The organism is Propionigenium maris DSM 9537 (assembly GCF_027925155.1).
Lineage (GTDB): Bacteria > Fusobacteriota > Fusobacteriia > Fusobacteriales > Fusobacteriaceae > Propionigenium > Propionigenium maris.
Genome location: NZ_BSDY01000017.1, coordinates 31214 through 52542, shown reverse-complemented (window position 1 = coordinate 52542; position 21329 = coordinate 31214). Strand labels below are relative to the sequence as shown.

Here is a 21329-nt window from a genome sequence, read left to right as displayed (position 1 = left end):
GAGGTGAGAAGATGAAGTATATACTTTTGATGGCAGTGGTACTGATTGTGACCTCCTGTAAGCCTTATCAAGAGAGATTAAGGGTTGTCAGTTACGACAAAGTAAAGCTGCCTGAGGTAGAAATTAAAGCGGAGGTCGAGAGTGGACTTGGAAAGAAGCTCTTAGTTTTAGATGACATATTGGGGACATTTGATTTTGATAGGGGAACCTTGCAATACTCTACAATAACTTCAGAGACTGTAAGGGAAAGTGTTGTAGATAAGATCTTTAATAAAAGCGGTGTACTCACGATAATAGGTCATACAGATAGCATAGGAAGCAAGGAGTACAATGTAAGTCTGTCATACAGAAGAGCCAGTTCGGTAGCCGACCTAATAATGAGTTTGCTACCTCTAGACTCTGGAGTAGAGGTTGAGATAATCGGTAGAGGGATGGAAGACCCGCTGGTTCCCAATGACAGTAGATCAAATAGAAGAAAGAATAGAAGGGTAGAGATTTATTTTGCAGAGGGGGAGGCTGAGTGAGGAGAGGAAGAAGCCTGATCTATATAACTTTATTAATAGTAATAATATCCCAAGCGGTAGCTGCGAAAGAGGTGAGAAGTTCTGCAGAAAGAACCCAGGAGTTGGAGATGAGGAGACTCAAAGATGAAAGGGTTCAGCAAGAATTAAAGGGTGAGTTAAAGAAGTTGGAGACCCAGAAGGAGGAGGAGGAGAAGCTAGAGATTACCTCGGACCAGAAGTTTTATATATCAAAAATAACCTTAATCAATGCAGAGCTCATATCTACCAAAGAGAAAAGAGCAATAATTTCAAAGTATGTTAACAGAGAAATAGGCCTAAAGGAGATAGATGAGCTGATAAGGGAGATAACTAATCTTTATATAAAAAAGGGGTATGTTTCAGCAAGGGTCAGCATCCCCACGGATCAAAACTTGAAATCTCAGGAGCTAAAGCTTAAAATTTTTGAAGGGAAAGTAGAGGAAATTAAAATAAACGATGGGGGAAGAAAGGATAACCTCAAAAAGAAGTACAACTTACAATTAAAAGAGGGGGACGTGGTAGACCTAAGAAAGATAGAGCACAGTGAGAGCATAATAAACGGTGTCCCTAAAAGCAAAGGAGTCTATAAGTTGGTCCCGGGAGAAAAATATGGCCAGACAATTTTGGAGGGGGAGACTGAAGGGAGTAAGATAGGAAACTTTGATCTCACCTATGATAACTTGGGGCAGGAAGGCACTGGCAGGAACAACGTGAGAGCAGGCTACAGTCACGGAGATATAATAGGAATCAGTGATGTCTTATATATTCAAGGTTCGACGACCCTTAAGGATGAGAGGGAACAGTACAACAGAAGTGTTTTTGTTGACTATAAGATCCCCCTGAAGCTTTGGGAAACTGGATTAGCTTACTCCTATTCTCGGAGTAAGGAGCATATAGATGGGGATGTAAGCACTATTCTTCAAGAAAGTGAAGTAGAAAGCATAAAGCTAAAATTGAACAGGTCACTCTATAATGGAGCAAGGGGTAAACTGAAGATGGTATCTGCTTTTACTGTAAAGGAATCCGACTCATATATCCAGAAAAGCTGGGTGGAGACCACCAGTTATAAAAGCTCACAATATGATATAGGAGTTTCCTACACAGGAATTATCTCAGGTGGAAGTGCCTATGGAAAGGTTAACTATGTAAGGGGATTAGGAAGTCTGGGAGCAGACAAGGACCCAGATAACAGTGAAGCAAGGAGGCAGTTTGACAAAATTAAGCTTTATGGAAGATACTACAAGCCTTTGAAGTGGTTGGAAAATTCATTGGCATATGAAACTACATTGGAAGGTCAGTATAGCTTAGACGACTTATATAGTTCAGATAAATTCTATATAGGTGATGACCTCACAGTGAGAGGATTTCAAAATGGTGTAAGTGGTGAGAATGGAATGTTTGTCAGACAGCAGCTCTACTACAGCATTAACTCGGGAGGAATGGCAGGAAAGTTAAAAGTTATTCAAGGAGCTCAACTTTTTATAGGAGCGGACTATGGGTTTGCTGATAACAGTATAAATAAGGAGAGCAGCCAATACCTCAGCCGAGAAGAGGTGTTTTCAGTTTCTGTTGGAATCAAAAAGAACTTTGCTAGAGGAAGCTTGAGTACAACATATTCTGTACCAATAAAAGCACCAGACTATGTGGAGAAAGACGAAGGAGGAATATTTTATATTTTAGCGAGTATTTATCTTTAAAAGTTATGAGGAGTTGAGTGAATAATGAGGAGTAAATTAAAAGAAAATCGGGTAGCTAAGGCCGCTATAGGGTGGGCCATATATAACATAATGGTTCCATATAATGTTACTGCGTATGCTGCTGGAATTATTGTTGATAAAAATACTCTGGAAAAGCATAGAGCAACCCTTGGAAAAACAGCCAACGGAATAGATCAAGTGGATATAGTAGCTCCAGATAACAATGGACTCTCCCACAATAAGTTTTTAGAGTTTAATGTCAACGAAAGAGGAGTAATATTAAACAATTCAGCGGGCATGAGTTTAACTACACTTGCCGGTCTTGTTTATGGTAACTCCAATATAACTCCTGGAAAGGAGGCCTCGGTCATTCTATCGGAGGTTACAGGATTAAAAAGATCTGAGATAGAAGGCTTTGTAGAGGTAGCTGGAACGCAAGCAGACTTTATCCTAGCAAATCCCAACGGTATTTATATGGCAGGTGGAGGGTTTATAAATACCCCCAGAGTTACTCTGACAACGGGGGAAGTTATTAATGGAGTAGATGGCAACCTACAGCTGAGAATAATGGATGGTATTGTAGAGGTAGCGGGAGCAGTAAATATAGAGAATACCGACTACTTTGAGATATTATCTAGGGCAGCAAAGATAGGAGGAGCATTAACAAGCAGTAGTGGAGAAAACAGAAGCACAAAGGAATTGAAGGTGTTAACAGGAGACAATACCTATGACTATAACAGCTCAACCTATAAAAGCCATGAAAGTTACGGAAAGTACGATTTTGCAGTTGATGCCAGCGAACTGGGCTCGATGTCAGCGGGTTCCATAAAACTTATATCTACGGATAAGGGTGTGGGTGTAAACAGTGAATCGAAGATTGTAGCAACACTAGGAAATGTTGAGATAGATTCACGGGGAAATGTAGGCATAAAAAGTGCGGTCTCTCGAAAAGGGGACATAAAGATAGAGAGTAGAGAGGGAGATGTACGAATAGTTGGTGAAAAGGCTAGTATTCAATCAGCTAATAACTTGGAGATCAGCGCAGCGGAAGGTGTAGAGATAGCTGGAACAGGATTTTCAGACCCTTACAAGGGGGGGGCGCAGGCAACAAATAAGGTTGATATTACAGGAAGAAATCTGAAAGTATCGGATGGAAACATGGTTTACAGCGAAAAGGGGAGCATAGATATTAAAGCCGATGAAGCAGTTGATGTTTCGAAAGGAGCAGTTTTGCTCTCAGAGGGAAAAGATATTAAAGTAAGTGCCCAGGAAGTAAGCAATACAGGCTCCATTAGTGCAAAAGAGAATGTATATGTCCAGAGTGATGAGATGTATAACAGCGGTCAAATGCAAGCTAATAAATCAATTGTTTTAGAAGTGGATAAGCTGACAAATTCAGATAAAATACTGGGGCTTGGGTCCATAGAAATCAGTGGGGGGAAGCAAGTAACCAACGACAGTTCAGGAGAGCTTCTCAGTAATGGAGAGGTCAAATTAGAAGGTTATGATAAAGTTGTAAACTCCGGGGTGATCCAGGGGAAGGATGTTAAGAGTTCGGACAACAGGAGTTTCCTCAATACAGGGAAGGTTTCCGGGAATACCTCTGTAGAAATGAAGGGAGAAGAGTTAATCAACAGCGGAGAAATTACCTCTGCGGGTTCCCTGAATTTAGATATGGAAAAATTAATAAATGAAAAATTTATTATATCTAATAAAAAGATGGTAATTAGCAGTGAAAGGATCTTAAATAGTGGCCAATTAAGTAGTGGAGCAGGGAACTTGAGTATAGAGTCGGAGAGCTTGACAAATAGCGGGGCAATTATTTCAGGCAGAAACCTGGATATAAGCGCATCGAATATACTGGAAAATAGTGGGTCGATTGTTTCAAAGAATGATCAGGTTATAAGATCTGTAAACTTAAGAAACAGCGGCTCTTTTATTTCCGGTGGGAGTTTTGATGATGAGGGCAATCTTGTTCTAGGTGAAGGAAGTTTAAGTCTGATAATAGAGGAAGCCCTAAGCAATGGAGGATCTCTAATAGGAGGTACAGGTCTAAATATAGAAGCAAAATCCATTGGAAATACAGGGAAGATTCAAAACTTTGGAGATGAAGGGAGTATAAAAGCTGGAAGCGATCTCGAAAATAAAGGCAGTATCTATTCAGCGGGAGAACTTTCCATTGAAGCGGCAAGGATAGAGAACACTTCTGCAGAGGGAGGTGAGGTGACCGCTTCAATACAGGCCGGCGGGGATTTAAGGGTCGGAGCATCGGAATCCCTGAGTAACAGCGGAGTGATGGCCTCGGTCAAGGGGTTAGAGATAAGCACCGCGTCGACACTGGAGAACAGTGGGCAGATAAGTTCCGGGGAAGATCTGGATCTAAGGTCTGAAAGATTAAGCAACAGCGGGAATATCCTTTCGGGTAAGGGGCTAGAGATAAGCGCCACGTCGATACTGGAGAACAGCGGTTTGATCGTCTCCGGAGGAGATCAGGCTATAAGATCTGGAGAGTTAAGCAACAGCGGTTCTCTTATCTCGGGGGGAAGCTTTGACGAGGAGGGCAATCTTGTACTAGGCTCGGGAAGTTTAAGTCTGATAATAGAGGAAGCCCTAAGCAATAAAGGATCTCTAATAGGAGGTAGAGGTCTAAATATAGAAGCAGAATCCATTGAAAATACAGGGAAGATTCAAAACTTTGGAGATGAAGGGAGTATAAAAGCTGGAAGTGATCTCGAAAATAAAGGCAGTATCTATTCAGCGGGAGAACTTTCCATTGTAGCGGTAAGGATAGAGAACACTTCTGCAGAGGGAGGTGAGGTGACCGCTTCGATACAGGCCGGCGGGGATTTAAGGGTCGGAGCATCGGAATCCCTGAGTAACAGCGGAGTGATGACCTCGGTCAAGGGGTTAGAGATAAGCGCCGCATCGACACTGGAGAACAGTGGGCAGATAAGTTCCGGAGAAGATCTGGATCTAAGGTCTGAAAGATTAAGCAACAGCGGGAATATCCTTTCGGGTAAGGGGCTAGAGATAAGCGCCACGTCGATACTGGAGACCAGCGGCTTGATCGTCTCCGGAGGAGATCAGGCTATAAGATCTGGAGAGTTAAGAAACAGCGGCTCTCTTATCTCGGGGGGAAGCTTTGACGAGGAGGGCAATCTTGTACTAGGCTCGGGAAGTTTAAGTCTGATAATAGAGGAAGCCTTTAGGAATGAGGGGGCCCTGATAGGAGGTACGGGTCTAAGCATAGAAGCGGAATCCATTGAAAATACAGGTGGGATTCAAAACTCTGGAGGTAAAGGGAGCATAAAGTCTAGAAGCGATCTGAAAAATAAAGGCACTATCTACTCAGCGGGAGAGCTAGAGGTCGAAGCAACAAATATAGACAACCAAGATAAGATTCAGGGCGGCGAGGTAAGTTTAAAGACAAACATCCTGTGGAATGGAGAGAAGGGGCAGATATACAGCGAGGGGGATGCAAAGGTAACTTCGGAGCTCATTAACAACAAAGGATTTATAGGTGCTAAATCGACTCTTTCAATGGAAGGCAATAGGCTGACAAATGAAGGTGAGGGGCAGATAGCGGCAGAGGATATCTCCATTAAAAGTACGGAAAAACTCAGCAATTCAGGTATAATTTTAAGTGAGAACAGCATCGACATAGAGGGTTCGGAGGTGACCACGGAAAAAAATTCTGTAATTAAAGGAAAAAATATCTTAATTATTAAAGCGGATCAAATAATTAACCGTGGAACTCTTCTCACAGAGGGAGAGGGAAGGATAAAATCCAAGAACCTGGACAACCAAGACAGTGGCTTCATAGGAGCGGTGGCCGCGGAGAACACTGAAAGCAAGGAAGGTACAGAATTCCCAACCTCTCCTGTTATGAATATAGAGGGCGGGGATATAAAAAATTCAGGTGAACTATACAGTGGTGAAGAGCTGAATATCAAAAGTGAGTCCCTTGAAAACACGGGAAAGATCAGTGCAAAGGAAGACATAAAAATTATTACGGAGATTCTCAAAAATAGTGATTCGGGGGTTCTGATCTCCGCAGCCAACATAATTATGGAAGTTAGTGATGGAGTAGAAAACAGCGGTGAAATCCTCGCCAACAAGGATATTATTGCTGCAATATCAGGGGTAGGACTCATCAATGATGGAGGGGTTATCAATGCATCTGGTAGTGTTTCTATAGTAGCAGAGTATGTTAATAACATGCAGGGGAAGATATATTCAGGGGTGGAAACAAGGATCTACACGATGAAGCTTGACAATGCCGGCGGTGAAATAATAACGAACGGAAGATTGATTATAGACCTTACCCAGCTTGGAAGCCACTCCAATGACCTGGAGTTAAAAGGGAAGATCTATGGGGACACTCTGATAGAGCTTAAAAACTTCAATGATATTATCAACAGGGAGATAGACCTCATGACCAATGGTGATATCAGGCTGACCTCCGATGGAGATATAGTAAACGATAAGAAGATAGTGGCACTGGGTAACCTGGAAGTAGCGGCAGGCGGTTACGTTGAAAGCAAAGGGAGCCCGGGGGAGGAAGCCCTGCTGCAGTCTGGAAAGGACCTGACCATAGATGCAAAGAACTATAAACACAATGAGGACTCCAAGATCTACGGCGGGACTGGGAAAACGAAGATTAATCTTCAGGAATCCTTTGAGAACAAAGGTAAGATGCTGGGGCTAGGAGAGATCTCCCTAGAGGTTGCAGATGGGCGAACGGTGACAAATAGCGGACAGATCCAGTCCAACGGGGACCTAAGTATTACAGCGGATGAGATACTGCTGAAAGCAGACACGTCGATCTACGCTTCGGAGAACATGAGCCTAGTGGCCCGAAGGGGAGATATCATCAATGAAGCGGGGGCCCAGATCCTGACCCTCATAGGGGATCTGGAGATGAAAGCTGGCGGTAGCATCTATAATAAAGCCACCGAAGAGAGATCTGCAAGTATAAAAAGTGGAGGGAACATAGTTGTAGAGGCAGTTAACTTTTACAATGAAGCAGTCAGATACAGCGGCGGCTTGAGTGCAAGAGTAGACTTTTTAAACATGAGTGATGATGAGATATATAAATTTATACTTAACGAGGATATAGTGAAAGCTATATATGAGGGTGAGGCGCTTGTTGCAGACAGGTACATGGTCATTCAGGGGTGGGGAAAATTCGTAAGTATTTGGGAAGAAGAAGCCTTCAGAGGTCAAGATTGGTGGAATAAGGACTATTATTTTGATGTGACGTATAACTCTCATAATTACCATAATTCCAACCTGGTGAAGGGGAGTTTTCATGTAGATTATTATAATAGTGAGCTGGACACCAAGAAACATGCTGAAGTAACAGGTAGTTTCAAAAATAGTCTTGATGCAAGCGACATTCTAGTGAGGCAGAGCTCCCTAGAAGCTGGCGGAACTGTGACTATGAATTTGTCAAATAACCTTGAAAATGGAGGGGTGATAAGGGGGGACCAAGGAGTCGAAATAAATGCAAATGAAATAAGAAATATAACCTTTGCAGATGAAATGGAGTATGTCAGAGAGATTTCAGTAGGGTTTAAATTTAGCAATATGTCATTCAACCCACACCATAACTGGACAGAAAAAAATGGGGTAAAAAGAGTAACTGCCACTGAGTATTTGGTCGCCAAGGATAAAGCATTAATAAGTTCAGGGGGAACGGTCAAGCTAAATGCAAAAAAAGTAACGAATGAAACAACAGCGGGACACGGCATAAGAAGTGTTGAGGAGGGGAGTTCCGACAGGGTAGATCAATCCGATAAACCTGATTTTGAAGAGCAGGAGACAGTTAAAGAAACAAAGGTTGATGAAAGCACCGTTATAGTTGAAGATAAAACGGATGGGACGGAAGTAGATGACATCGATAGGGAGATACCGGATATGGATGTTGAGGGTGTCGATACAGGTGTTGAAAGCAGCGGTACAGAGGTGCCGAAGATTGAGGGCGTCGATACAGATGTTCCAGAAACTGGCAGTGAGGTAGATCCAATCAAGGGAGTTGAGGTCGTAGTCGACCCATTGGACAAGATCGAGATACCGTCGGGAAACAATGGTATCTTCGTAAGGAATGATGATACATTGGAAAAAGCCGATAGGCCCCTCATAGAAACAAACATTGATTTCATCAATCAAGACAACTACTATGGAAGCGACTATGTTTTCGAGATGTTGGGAGCGGATCCAGAGGATGGGGTCAGACGGCTTGGGGATGATTACTATGAGACCACACTTGTAAACCAGATGTATCTGGAGGCTACAGGGGGAAGAAAGTTTGAGGGAGAGGAGTATGACGAAGTTTCATTGATGAAGGCTTTGCTGGATAACTCGGTTTTAGCTGCCGAGGAGCTGGGGCTGGTTGTGGGCGAACCTCTGACGGAGGAGCAGATGAAGGAGCTGGACAAGGATATAGTCTGGTATGTAAAGGCAGAGGTTGACGGTGTGGAGGTCTTAGTTCCTCAAGTTTACATCTCATCAAATAGCCTCGCAACAGGAAGCACAGCGATAGACAGCAGCATAACAGGGTCTGTAATCGTCGGAGATGTTGTGGCTGTGGAAGCGGACAGGTTTGAAAATATAGGATCGACGGTAATAGGAAGTGAACTGGTTCAGATCGAAGCGAACGATATCCTCAACCAGTATGGTGAGGGATCAGGTGCTAATATCTTAGGAGGAGATATCTACCTGACAGCAGAAAATGACATAAAAAACGTGGGAGGTACGATAGCTGGAACAGGAAATGTAATTCTAGAAACCACAACAGGGGATATAATCAATGAGACTGTGGTAGAAAGAACTGATTCTGTTTATGGGTATGTGGACTCTGTTAAAGCTGTTGGAGCAATAGCCGGAACAAATGTGGTGATAGATTCCGGCAACGATGTGATCATAAAGGGCGGTGTAGTAGACGCGACAGAAAAAGTGAACATCTCTGCAGAAAACGACATAAAAATAGACACCGTAGAGCTGGAGTACTTTTCGGACATAGATACTACAACGGAAAGATTCACAGAAAGCGCCACTGTAAACATCGGAAGTCAGATAAGTGCCGGAGAAGGTGTTGGAATTGCAGGCGTTGGAGATGTTGACATCCTGGGCAGCAGCATAACCAGTGAAAGGGGAGACATAATAGTAGTCGGAGATAAGGTAACCGTCTCAGGAGTAAAAAATACATCGGAGAGCAAATATTCCAAGAATAGTGGAGACGGAGTGTTTTACAAGGACCAAGAAGATATATACATGTACAATGAAACCTTAGAGAAGTCAACTATAGACGCAAAGGATGGAAACTTTAAAATATCTTCAAACCAAGATCTGGACATTATGGGAAGCTCCCTCAAGGGGACAGGAGATGACAATATCCTGTTATCCAAGGAGGGAAGTGTAAATATAGGAACCATTGAACTGGAACAAAAGTATGAAAGGACGGCGGAGAGTTGGGGATTCGGAGGAGTGGATACTGGGATCTCCGACACAATTTTAGGTGCAAGGGAGGATGTGTTAGGCTCATACGATGACACACAAAGTGGAAACGCAAGGACGGGATACTGGTCGTCTCCAGGTTTAAATGAGAGCGCAGAATCCCTTCACGACAAAGGGTTTAAAACGGGAACATCTCTAAGTGAATTTGGGGCAAGTGGCTCAGCAACGGCAACCATCTTCGAATATACCAAGGTCGAGGAGACACTGGATGCCAAACTCTATGAGCAGAGCAGTATTGAGGGTGGCAGCGTAACTATAAAAGCTAAGGAAGACATAAACCTGGAGTCTGTAAAGATAGATGCCGACAATACGGTGGCCATGGAGAGCGAAGACGGGGATATAAATATGACCTATGTTCAGAACGAGATAAACACAAGTGCTGAGCAGACATCGGTGCAGGTGGGAGGTGAGGCAGGGTATGAAGTTCCACTTCTAGCCATAGCAGAAACGATAAATGATATGATCAACTATTCAAATGAATCGGAGTATTCCAGCGGCGGAACCGATCCAGGGGAGGTAGTGGCAAGAGCTGTTGAGCTGGGAGGAGTACTCTCAAAACAGGACGGGACACTTGTGGACACGTATGTAAAAGTAGGGGTTTCCGTGAGTGATTCAACAGTAACCAGCAGCAGCAAGACGGCTATAGACTCCCAGATAACAGCCGAAAATATAATTCTCCAGGCAGAAAATGGAAGCGTAGATATTGCCGGTGCTCAGATTGTAGCTGAGGATGCAATCACTGTAAAAGCTCAAGACCTTAAGGTGGAGGCTTCGAAAAGTGAGTATACCCAGAAGGAAGATGGATATGCCGTAAAGGCAAGTGTAGGAGTAGGAGGAACTGTAGGTGTTACGGATGCAGTCTCAGGTAATGTAACCGGGATGGTAGAGGGGTCTTTCGTGGATTCACATACCGACTCCCTAACCCACAATAACTCCAACATAAGCGGAGCAAATGTCAATTTAGAGATTTCAAATGACGTCACACTGAAGGGTGGAAATATAAGTGGTGAAAATGTAAGGGCAGATATTGGCGGAGATCTGAAGGTAGAGAGCTTACAGGACACCCTGGATCACAACCTTAAATCCACGGACTTCTACGCATCTGCAAGTGTAGAGATGAATGTCTTCGGAGAGGTAAGTGGAAGCGGAAGTGTCGGAGTGACTCATGGACAGGTGGTAGAGAACAAAGAATGGGTAGGTACACAGAGTGGAATCACAGGGGATAACGTTAATGTCAATGTAGATGGGAACACAAGTTTAACAGGGGGAATCATAGCAGCGACCGATGGAAACCTCAACTTCACAACTGGATCTCTAACGACGGAGGACCTCAAGGACAGCAGTATGAGGGACGGGGGATACGCAGGTGTGGGTGCTGACTTCTCTTCAGGTGGAATAGACAGTGTAGATATAAAGGGAGGAAGAGTAGAGGGGTACTACAAGGAACAGGATGTAAATGCCACAGTAGGACAAGGAAATATTGTGGTAGGGGGACAGAGTCTTGAAGATTCCGGAATAGATGTAAACAGGGATCTTGACAAGGCTACCGAAGTAACCAAGGATGAAAAGCATTTTAAGTGGGATATAGACTATACCCTCAATAAGCCTGACAGCTCAAAAAATGAGAACTCGGAAACCCTTAGAAAGAGAGAGAGTGACACTACGGGCACACTTGCTGATAAGAGTGAGGTGGAAGGATTTACACCGACAATAAGTAAAACACCGACTGTCAGCAGGCAGGAAAGCAATAAAGTGAGTACTCCGGTTGCAAATAGCAATAGCAGTCCTAAGATAAGCTCGGATCAGTTACAGCCTAACACCAATGGAGCTACTTCTATAGAGAAGGATAATATAGTCAAGGCGGAGGTTGACACGGATAAGATAAATAGCGGCACAGCTAGTGGGGTAAATAAGGTAGATGTTACAGTACCAAAGGTAGATGTTACAGTACCAGAAATAAGCAGTGGCCAGCAGGTACAACCTAGCACCAATGTAACTACCTCTATAGAAAAGAATATAGTCAAGGCGGAGGTTGACACGGGGAAAGTAGATAAGGTAGATGTTATAGTACCAGAAATAAGCAGTGGTCAGCAGGTGCATATAAATACTGAAAACCCTACAATGAAAAGCGTCAAGCTCAATACTTATAATGTGGAAGCTCCGAAAATAGATGCGAGCAGTCAATTAGTGGATAAGGAGATAACTCCTGTTGACACTAGCAGACTAGTGTTTGAAACGAAAACGGAACACCTCAAAAAGGAGACAGCGGAAAAAGTAACAGTTAAGACGGAAAGGCTGGAAATAGGTGGTATCGACAGCGTGAAGCAGACAGATACTGTAAAAGATGCGGCAAGCCCAGTCCCAGGCATCGGGGGGGCAGGTAGTATCGACAGCGTGAAGCAGACAGGTACTGTAGTCCCTGGTATCGGCAGAGTTGAAATGCGGAATGAAAGAGTTAGGAGTGATCAGGAGTTCCAAAAGCTAACAGGCAAAAAGTCGGGGGAAACAATAAAAGATTCCCAGGGAAGCGAAGTAGACTTCGGTGAAGTGGAAAAAAACAAGACGCTGGTGAGTAAAGGGCAAGGAGCCGATCAATATAGTAGTGAGCTGGATCTAGGTGATGGCAGAGTAATCACCTATGAGGAAAGAGTCTTCAAAAACACGAGACCTGGAAGCATAGTGGGTGTAGGAAGTGGAGTTGCCTTTAGAAATTCAGGTTCAATAGATGTAAAGGGACTGACAGGTGTAGGTAAAAATAACAATGTATTGTTTGATTCCAGTGAGGTCAAAACCAAGGTAGCGAGGGATGTTAAACTGGTAACAACGGTGAAGGAGCAGGATATCTCCTTTAAGGATGAGGTAACGGGAATAGTGGTGAGGGAAGGGGAGCTGGCAAAACTTCCCTATGACAGCACTCTCGGAGGTAAGGTAGTTAAGACAAAGGATCCAGACAGAGTTATTCTCTGGAAGGATGGAGATGCGGAGCCAGTGGTTGTAGTTCGCCCTAAAAACAACCTTGAATCTGAAGAGTTTAAGTTCAGCGATGATATAAGTGGTAAAACAGTGACAAAGCAAGAACTAGCAAACGCCCCCTTCAACGAATTTTTAGGGGGAAAAGCTGTAGATCTTGGAGGTGGAAGATATCTTACACAGGACTCCCAGGGAAGTCTGAATACTGTAGCGGTCAAGGAGACAAGGGAGGTTCCAGAAAGGATCTACGACCCTCAGACGGACAAGACATTTGACGGTGAGGAGTTTGACCGTAGAAAGGAGTTCAATTCCGACCTCGAGACGGATGCTTTAAAGATAGGTGAGGGAAGGTTCTTTATTAAGGATAAAAATGGAGACCTGCAAATAGTCCAACTGAGTGAGAGCAAAGTCCTCCCAGAAAGGGCAGTGGACTCTTCAACTGGCCGTGAGGTGACAAGAGAGGAGTTTGACAGAGAAAAGGCCTTTGATGAGAAGCTGCAGAGGGATGCTGTAGAAATCGAAGATGGAAGGTACTTTGTAGAAAACGGATCGGGGAAGATAGAGATAGCCGAAATAAAGGTTGTAGGAAAAGGCTCCGATAAATATTCGGATCCTGAAACAGGCACAAGGATTGATAGTGATGAGTTTGAAGAGAGGAAAAGCTATAATGAAGCTCTTAACCGTGATGTTGTTGCATTGGGAGATGACCGTTACTTTGCAAGGGGAGAGCATGGAAGGATTGAAATTCTTCAAATAAATAAGATCCAAGTAAAGCCTGCAGTTGCCAAGGACCCTGTCAGCGGTGCTGAAATGCCTGTAACAGCTTTCACCGATAATAAGGTGCATTCCCCAGAGTTAGGACAAGATGTTGTTAAGATAGATGAGGGCAGGTTCTTTATAAAGGATGAAAGGGGAGAGCTGGCTGTATTAGAGGTAAGATATACGGAGAGAGAGGATCTGGGATTTGAAGACCCCCTGACCGGAAAAAAACTTACAACTGAAAGGTTTGACCAGCAAAGCATCTACAATGAGGACCTAGGAAGGGATTCTGTAGACTTGGGAGACAACAGGCACTTTGTAAAGGACGGGGAAAGCACCTTAAAAATACTCGAGGTAGATCAGGTTGCAAGTGTGGTGGACCCTGTCAGCGGAATTGAGGCTAGGGATTCGGATTTTATTTACCATAGCGAGCTCGGAGAAGAAGGAATAAAGATAGGGGAGGACAGGTATTTTACCAAGGATGCCCAAGGCAATATTCTTATCACTGAAGTGATGAAGGGTGAGACTATCTATCGGGATGAAAGAACCGGCAGAGAGATAACAGCTGGCGAGATAGGAGAAGCCCCTGTAAATATCATGCTGGGAGAAAAGGCGATAAAGGTAGAGGACGGCAGATACTTTACCCTCGGCGAAGATGGAAGGGTCGAGGTAGCAGAGGTCGGTTTAAAGGAAAGAGTAGATTACGAATATACCGGAGGTGGTATCAGAAGGGAGCTTACACAGGAAGAGATCGATAGCTTAAAAAGCAACCCTGCACTGAATGGAAAGGTTTTAAAGGTAGAGGGAGACAACTACCTTGTACTAAAGGAGGATGGAGAGGCATACATAAGTACAGGGGAACAGCTGGAAAAAACAGTATACAGGGAAACCGTCAGCGGTCTTCTGAAGGACGCAGTTGCAAAGGAGGATGCAGGAAGAGTAAAGGAGATAATTTCTGAATCCTATGAAAGCTCCAAACTCTCGGAGACGCAGCAAAAGGATCTTGAGTCCCTCAAGAGAATCGGAAGGGACAAGGGAACAAGCGACAAGGAGTATCTGAGTATTGTGAAAAATTATCTGGAGAGTGAGCCTGGCGGAAACTATATAGATGATCGTAGCGGAAAGGTATATGGCGACCCAGCTGGATACCCTTCTGAAAAGATTTCGTTTTCAGGGGACGGTATCGTGGAGGTAGAAGTCAGCAAAAATGAAAAGCTGGTAGTAGACAATGAAAGGGACGAAGTCAGACTAGTGACGAAAGCAGATTCGCCAAATATTTTTAAAAGGTGGAAAAACGAAGCTGCTAGCAACTGGGGGGCAGTATTCGACAGGATAAAGGGAATCTTTTCAGATAAGGAGGAGAGAAGGAGAGATGACGCATTAACAGGAGAGGCTGGAGAACCGCTGTACTTCGAGTTGGAAGAGCAGGCAGGTATGGTTGACAATGCTCTTCAAGATAACGACCTATATGACGGTAGTTATAGTGATACTAAGTCAATTTATGCCGAGATAGGTGGAAGCCAGACGGTCACCACTGGTATTGATGGTAAGGTTGTGGTTTCTGCCGATGTGCATAGAGGGGAAGGTTCCTCAGGGATCATAGCCTCCAATGGAGTAGATAGTGGAACAGACACTTCAAGGGAAGTCAGTAACAGGGACAACATTACTAGAGAGGAAGCCCGTCGAGAACAGTATAGAAAAATGGACGAGATAGATCTGAGAGATGGTGCAGCTGTAAAACCATCCGCCTCTGAAGATGATAAAGTATTTGCTGAAGCTGTCGAGGCGAAGATATCTGGGGTAAAAGATCTAGAAGTTAGTAATTTAAGGGATGAGCTGGGCGAATCCACAACACGAACACGTATTGTAGGAGATGATGTGGAATTTACGTTTGATACAGGGGTAAATGGTCTTCAAGAGAAGGGTCTACATGAGAGGAGTGATATTGCAGGCGATTTGACCAATGACTTAGCAGCTATTTTGGCCGAGTACGACTCGGCGGACGGTGTGGCGGATAGTGAGAACGACCTATATGAGGGCAGTTATAGTGATACTGAGTCAATTTATGCCGAGATAGTTGAAAGCTCAATGGATGAAGCTGCAGCAGATAATTCAAGAGGTGTTGTAGGTGCGAATGAAGGAATAATTGAAGGCGGAAACTGGATACTTTCTAGCAGGCAAGATAATCTAGGATGGAGCAACTCTGGTATTGTTCCAGACTTCAGAAATGAAGGTATGATGAATGTTTTGGACAGTTTAAGTATTCCAAAGAGGAGAGACAGTGATGGTGATTCAATTTCTTTCGAGGCCGCTGATCCAATCTATGAGGAGATAGTACTAGGTGGTCAGCTGGATAATGGTCTGGACAATGCCGCTGATTCAATCTATTCCATGCTAGATGAAGGATTGATGGATGTTGAGTCAGTTTATAACGAGATAAATGAAAGGTTAATGGCTGGGTCTGGAGAGGCTGTAGTCGGTCCGGACGGTGTGGCGGATATTGAGAACGACCTATATGAGGGTAGTTATAATGCCGCTGATTCAGCTGATTCAGACTATGAACCGGTGGAGATGGGGGGTCAGCTGAAACAAGCTTTGCCTGTGGACGTTGTGTCCAACAGAGAGATGGCCACAGATGTTGCTCAAGAGAACTATAGAGCTGAAGGGCTCAAGGCTATGATGAAGGGCAGTGAAGGGGCAGCAATCCAGGATCTTACAGAGAGGGCAAGGGCAGAGTATAGGGCGTGGTACGGCAAGGAGGTAGAGGATGCCAGTACAGCTGACAAGATAAAGCAATTGAAAGACTTGGCAACGATAGCCAATTATGGTACAACTGTGCTGAATGAGTCTCAAAATCTTCGTGTCATTGCGCTGGAGAGTAACTTGGACCTAAGCAACAGTTACCTTGAACTTCAGAAAAAGGTGAACGAAAAGGTTGAGGAGAAAATAGCGGGGAATAAAGAGTTTGCAAAAGATATCTTAAGCTCTACTCTCAGAGAGACAGCATTTAAGGAGATACCGGAGGACAGAAGAGAAATCTTAGTGAACAAGTACCTAGAATACAGGATGGCTGCGTTCCAAGAAGTTAGCGGTATAGATGTTAACCCAACAATTCTAAAACTTGAGAAAGCAATGCAACTAAACGGGTATTTTGATGAGGGCATAGTTAGGGATACTACTTATGCCAATGGTGTAATAGATGAAGTTGCGGTTAAACCTGAGGCAGGCCTTCCTATTTATTACAATGAAAATAGTAAGAAGGTGAGTTTAAATGATGTCTTAGAAACTCTGACCCATGAACTGACCCACAAGGAGCAAGCAGAGCTTATTGCGAACAAAAGTAAGGCTGAGGGTCTTGGGCTTGGTATAGACAGAAAATTATTGAAGTACAGTGGTAAGGTCTATCCAATAGACAGAAGTGACATAAATATGTATGGAAACAGGTATCTAGCGTCGATCCAGGAAAAAGATGCTTTTAGGAGACAGGAAGATCTCCCACTTGCAGTAAGAGTTTTGGCCGATGACAGCCCGTACGATACCTTGGTACCAAGGCCAGACAATGCCGCTGATTCAGACTATGACGATGTGGTTGTTTCTGAAGCAAGGCCAGACAATGCCGCTGATTCAATCTATGAACCGGTGGAGATAGGTGGTCAGCTGGATAATGGTCTGGACAATGCCGCTGATTCAGACTATGACGATGTGGTTGTTTCCGTACCAGCCCCAGACTATGACGCTGATTCAATCTATGAACCGGTGGATGTAGGTGCTCAGCTGGAGCAAGATTCGTCAAATCTTGTTCAAGAGAATGATCTATATGAGAGCGGTGATGTTGATTCAATCTATGACGATGTGGTCGTTTCCGTACCAGCCCCAGACAATGACGCTGATTCAATCTATGAACCGGTGGAGATAGGTGGTCAGCTGGATAATGGTCTGGACAATGCCGCTGATCCAATCTATGAGGAGATAGTACTAGGTGGACAGCGGGAAGAACCTCCGCGTGTTTCTGGAAACCTTAAGAAAATTGGAGACAGAATAGCAGGATTAGCTTCCCGAATAAAAAAAATCTTCACCGGAAAAAATTCTGTGGCCAATGTACCCAACCTAAAAGCGGGCATAAATAATCTTCAAGAGAACGATCCCTATAACAGTAGTTATAGTGATAATGATTCAATCTATGAGGAGATAGTACTAGGTGGTCAGCTGGATAATGGTCTGGACAATGGCTTAGCATCTATTTTGGCCGATTACGACTCGGCGGACGGTGTGGCAGCATCTTCGGATGATGGCTCCAACGATGTGATAGAGAAAGTTGGAAGCTTTGAGACTACCGAAGACTGGAAGAAGCTGAAGTCAGCAACCAATGTAAGGTATATCCAGAAGATTGCAGAAGATACAGAATTAATAAATACTCTCAAAGGATACATAAATGGAGCGGATTTAGAAGGTGGCATTGGGGACGTGCTGGAGGCAGGTATGAAGAAAGGAGAGAAGGAGGATTTAGTAAAGAAGCTGGGGGAAAAAAAACAGCATGCCTTCAATGAAAGTGCTAAGTTAAAGAGTAATCCCGATGCCTCAATAAAATTTGAAAAATTGCAAAGTGAGAACGAACGGGGGAAATATTATCCAAAGGAAAATAAAGTTGCTTTTAAAGAAAACCTAGGGTTACTTGCCTGGCTAACTATTCTGGATCATGAAGTGGGTCATAAATATCAAAATGATCTCTTGGCAAATAAAAAGTTAGCTGAGTATGGAGATCTTGGAACTGACTACACTCAGTTTGGCTTTGACAGAAAAAATTATAACTCCACGGACCTGGCTTATTATAAAGCGAGTATTTTAGAGAGGGACACTAGAGAAAATGAAGGAGTTACAATAAAGGGCCTTGAAATTATAACAAGAGAAGTATTGGAAAACCAAGATTTTAAAGCTGAAGAAGGATATACAGCAATTTCTAAACCGATACTAACCGATGATGTGAGGGAAAAAATTGAAAGGCAGTTAACACCAGTCTCTGAGGAGCATAACAGAGGATTTATTCAGGAAGTATCAGCAAGTGAAGAAAAACAAAAAAATATTGAAAAATATCTGAATAAACAAGAAAAGGAAAAGTTCGAGAAAATAGTCAGCTCCTATGAAAACCTCCAAACCCTTAAAGAAGCAGACTGGTTCAGACCGGAAGAAGTGGAAAGTGAGCTGCAAAGATTAGACAAGGAGTTCAAAGAGCTGTGCTCCTCGAATAAGGAGCTGTCAAGAATTGTAGATGAATCCAGGTTAATTGATAGTCTAGCACACTCAAATTATCCCAGTGGTACCGAGGAATCGGTGGATAGTTTAAACGAAGTAGAAATCATTAGAGGTGAAGGGATCAAGGCTATGATGGAGGGCAGTGAAGGGGCAAAAGCTCTGGACAAGGTTCAATACATGATAGATCTGGGATCTCTTGAAAGGAGGGTACCGAAAGAGAGGGAAGACAAAGTCTTAGATATGGTATTTAAAAGGGTGTACGGGAAGCCTTTGGCAGAGTTAAGTCGGGATGATAAAAAGGAACTCCTGAGAAAACTGTCGGAAGTAGAGGCAGGAATAGCGACGGACAGTTTTGAAGAAGGTCTGGGTAAGTTGAGAGATGATCATATAAGGAGTGTCTTAGAGTTGCTTGGTGAGGATATTAATAAGGACAAGGACTGGTATATTTCCGAAGGATTGGACTACACCGGTAAACTCCTTGCCAGTGTACTGGAGAGGGACCTGGGGTTGAGCAAGTGGCATGATGAAGTGAAATCCAAGGTCGAAAGGATTTTTCTTGCTAAGCTGAAAGAAGCTGAATTTGGTAGTGTTGACCTAAGAGCACCGCTATCCAAATATAGTGAGCGGGAGATAGACGCTATAACTGCCGACTATCTTGGGAGCCGTAGAGAAGCTTTTACAGAAGCTACCCAAATTGAGTTCAGGCCTGTAGATCTCATAATAAAGGGTGAAGAACCGACAGAAGTCAGAAGCTGGATTAATCCAGGGTCGACAAAGGATAAAATAGTTTTTATTAAAAGAAGTAATGATACACTTGGAAATTACTTAAAGGCACTGTTGCATGAGGAGGTGCACATTGAGCAGCGGGAGCTGATTAGAAATAAGGCTATAGCAGACAGCTTGGGACTTGGTGAGGACCGAGAGTTACTAGAGTACAGCTGGAGGGTAGCTAACAATGACTTAGATGTAGGGTACAAAAATTCTCTGATAGAAGGAGATGCCTTCACAACTACAAGGAGTTGGAGTAAGAGGAAGGAGGAGCTAGGGCTTTTGTCTCTGGGGTTTAACTCTGATTACAATGGACCTCATAAAGAATCACTTGAGTTTCTGACCTCTCAAAAAAAATTTAATAAAGCCTTCAAACCGGGACCTCTAGAGATGCAATACGAAGATCTGAGAGAGATTGATAGAGGTAGATTAGACAGAAAAAGGGACAAGGAACTGATCGGTCTGCTGAATTCGCTGGAAGATGAGCTAGGGGGGGTGACAAGTTCCCTCGACAAAGCAAAATCAAAGTTTGAAAGCTCAAATAACAGGAAGAAAAAAACAAAGATACTTCAAAATTTGAGTGAGGCACACGCAAAATATCTAGAAGCCCTAAATAGTCAAGAAGCTCAGATAAAGAGGGCTTGGCAGCTTGAGATAGCAAGTAAGGGAGCAGAAAAGGCTTACTTGGATAAGGTTAACAGGGAAGTTAAAAAAAACTTAGAAGAGTTTTATAAGAAGAACCCTTTAATAAGCAAATACCTTGCAGCAAAGGGTGTAAGTGAGCTGTCCAGCCTGAAAGAGTATGAAGACAAGGTCGAAAAAGTTAGAAGAAGGTATGAAGAGGACCCGAGTCAAGAAAATTATTCTAAATTTCTTGATAAATATTCAAAGTTCCAGAATAAGCTTAAGGAAAAAGAAGATAAGCTGGATAAGATTTTGAAGTCTAATGAGATAAAGGTTGAAAGTGAGAGAAGAGCAGGTAACATTCTGGCGTCATCAGAAGGTTCGATGGCGATTTCTAATGCAGAATGGACTAGATTCTTCGATGACCAGGAAGGAGGTTTAGGTCAAGCAGAGGGCGGTTATCCAATTGGCAGTTCTTCATTTCAGGAGGAGCCTTTTGGAGATAATGACAAGAGGCCGCTGGTAGATGATAAAGATGAGGAAAAACCTAGAAGGAAGATATTATTTCCTAGGGAAAAATCAAGGTCTCTAGTGGATTTAAGTAAGAATACTTCAGAGAAGCCTGTTGGAAGAAAATCGGAGGAGAGCACAGGTGTGATATTGTTGCAGCATAGGGCAAACAGTGAGACGGAAATCTAGACTTAATAGAAGAAAGGCTGGGCGATAAAGAAATAAGGAGTATCTCTAAGGTACTTGGTAAGGATAGGGAAAAAGAAGGAGACAGGTATAAGTACGAAAATGAGGCTTATACCTGTAAACTTCTTGTTAGCGCACTGAAGAGGGATATGCTTGAGCAAGTAGTGTGATGAAATCAAACCTAAAGTTGAGAGGACTTTCTGGCTAAGGGAAAACGGGCTAGGAGAGGTGATGTTTTTCTTCGATAAAGGAAAATTAAAGTGTGAAGGATTATAGTGGCTATAACAAATGATGAAAATGAACGTACAGAGGTAGACGGAGGTTCAGGTATCTTTGGCTATTACATAGAAAATACAACTATAGCTAATAGATCTCGGTTTGACCCCCTAATTATTGGACTTATTTGGTAATATAAATAGTTTTGTATTTTTAGATCCCTCCCTTAATTACCTTGATACAACAGTATCACCCAGTAATTAAGGGAGGGATTTTTATGTCTGGATTA

Annotated in this window: 3 protein-coding genes; all 3 read left to right on the top strand. The window is 43.3% G+C overall.

Features of this window, described 5'->3' with window-relative positions; translation table 11 throughout:
* Positions 1 to 11 precede the first annotated feature (11 nt).
* Genes QMG11_RS14670 through QMG11_RS14660 form a run of 3 tightly spaced genes read left to right on the top strand, consistent with a single transcriptional unit; the run spans position 12 to position 20827 of the window.
* Positions 12 to 524, top strand: a complete 513-nt coding sequence (locus QMG11_RS14670) for an OmpA family protein (protein WP_281836998.1) — start codon at positions 12 to 14, stop codon at positions 522 to 524.
* On the top strand, positions 521 to 2239 hold the full coding sequence (locus tag QMG11_RS14665; protein WP_281836996.1) for a ShlB/FhaC/HecB family hemolysin secretion/activation protein: 1719 nt from the start codon (positions 521 to 523) through the stop codon (positions 2237 to 2239). The genes QMG11_RS14670 and QMG11_RS14665 overlap by 4 nt, the downstream gene beginning before the upstream one ends.
* Positions 2240 to 2263: 24 nt before the next feature.
* Positions 2264 to 20827: a two-partner secretion domain-containing protein gene (locus tag QMG11_RS14660; protein WP_281836995.1), complete on the top strand. Its 18564-nt coding sequence runs from the start codon at positions 2264 to 2266 to the stop codon at positions 20825 to 20827.
* The last annotated feature ends 502 nt before the right edge of the window (positions 20828 to 21329 follow it).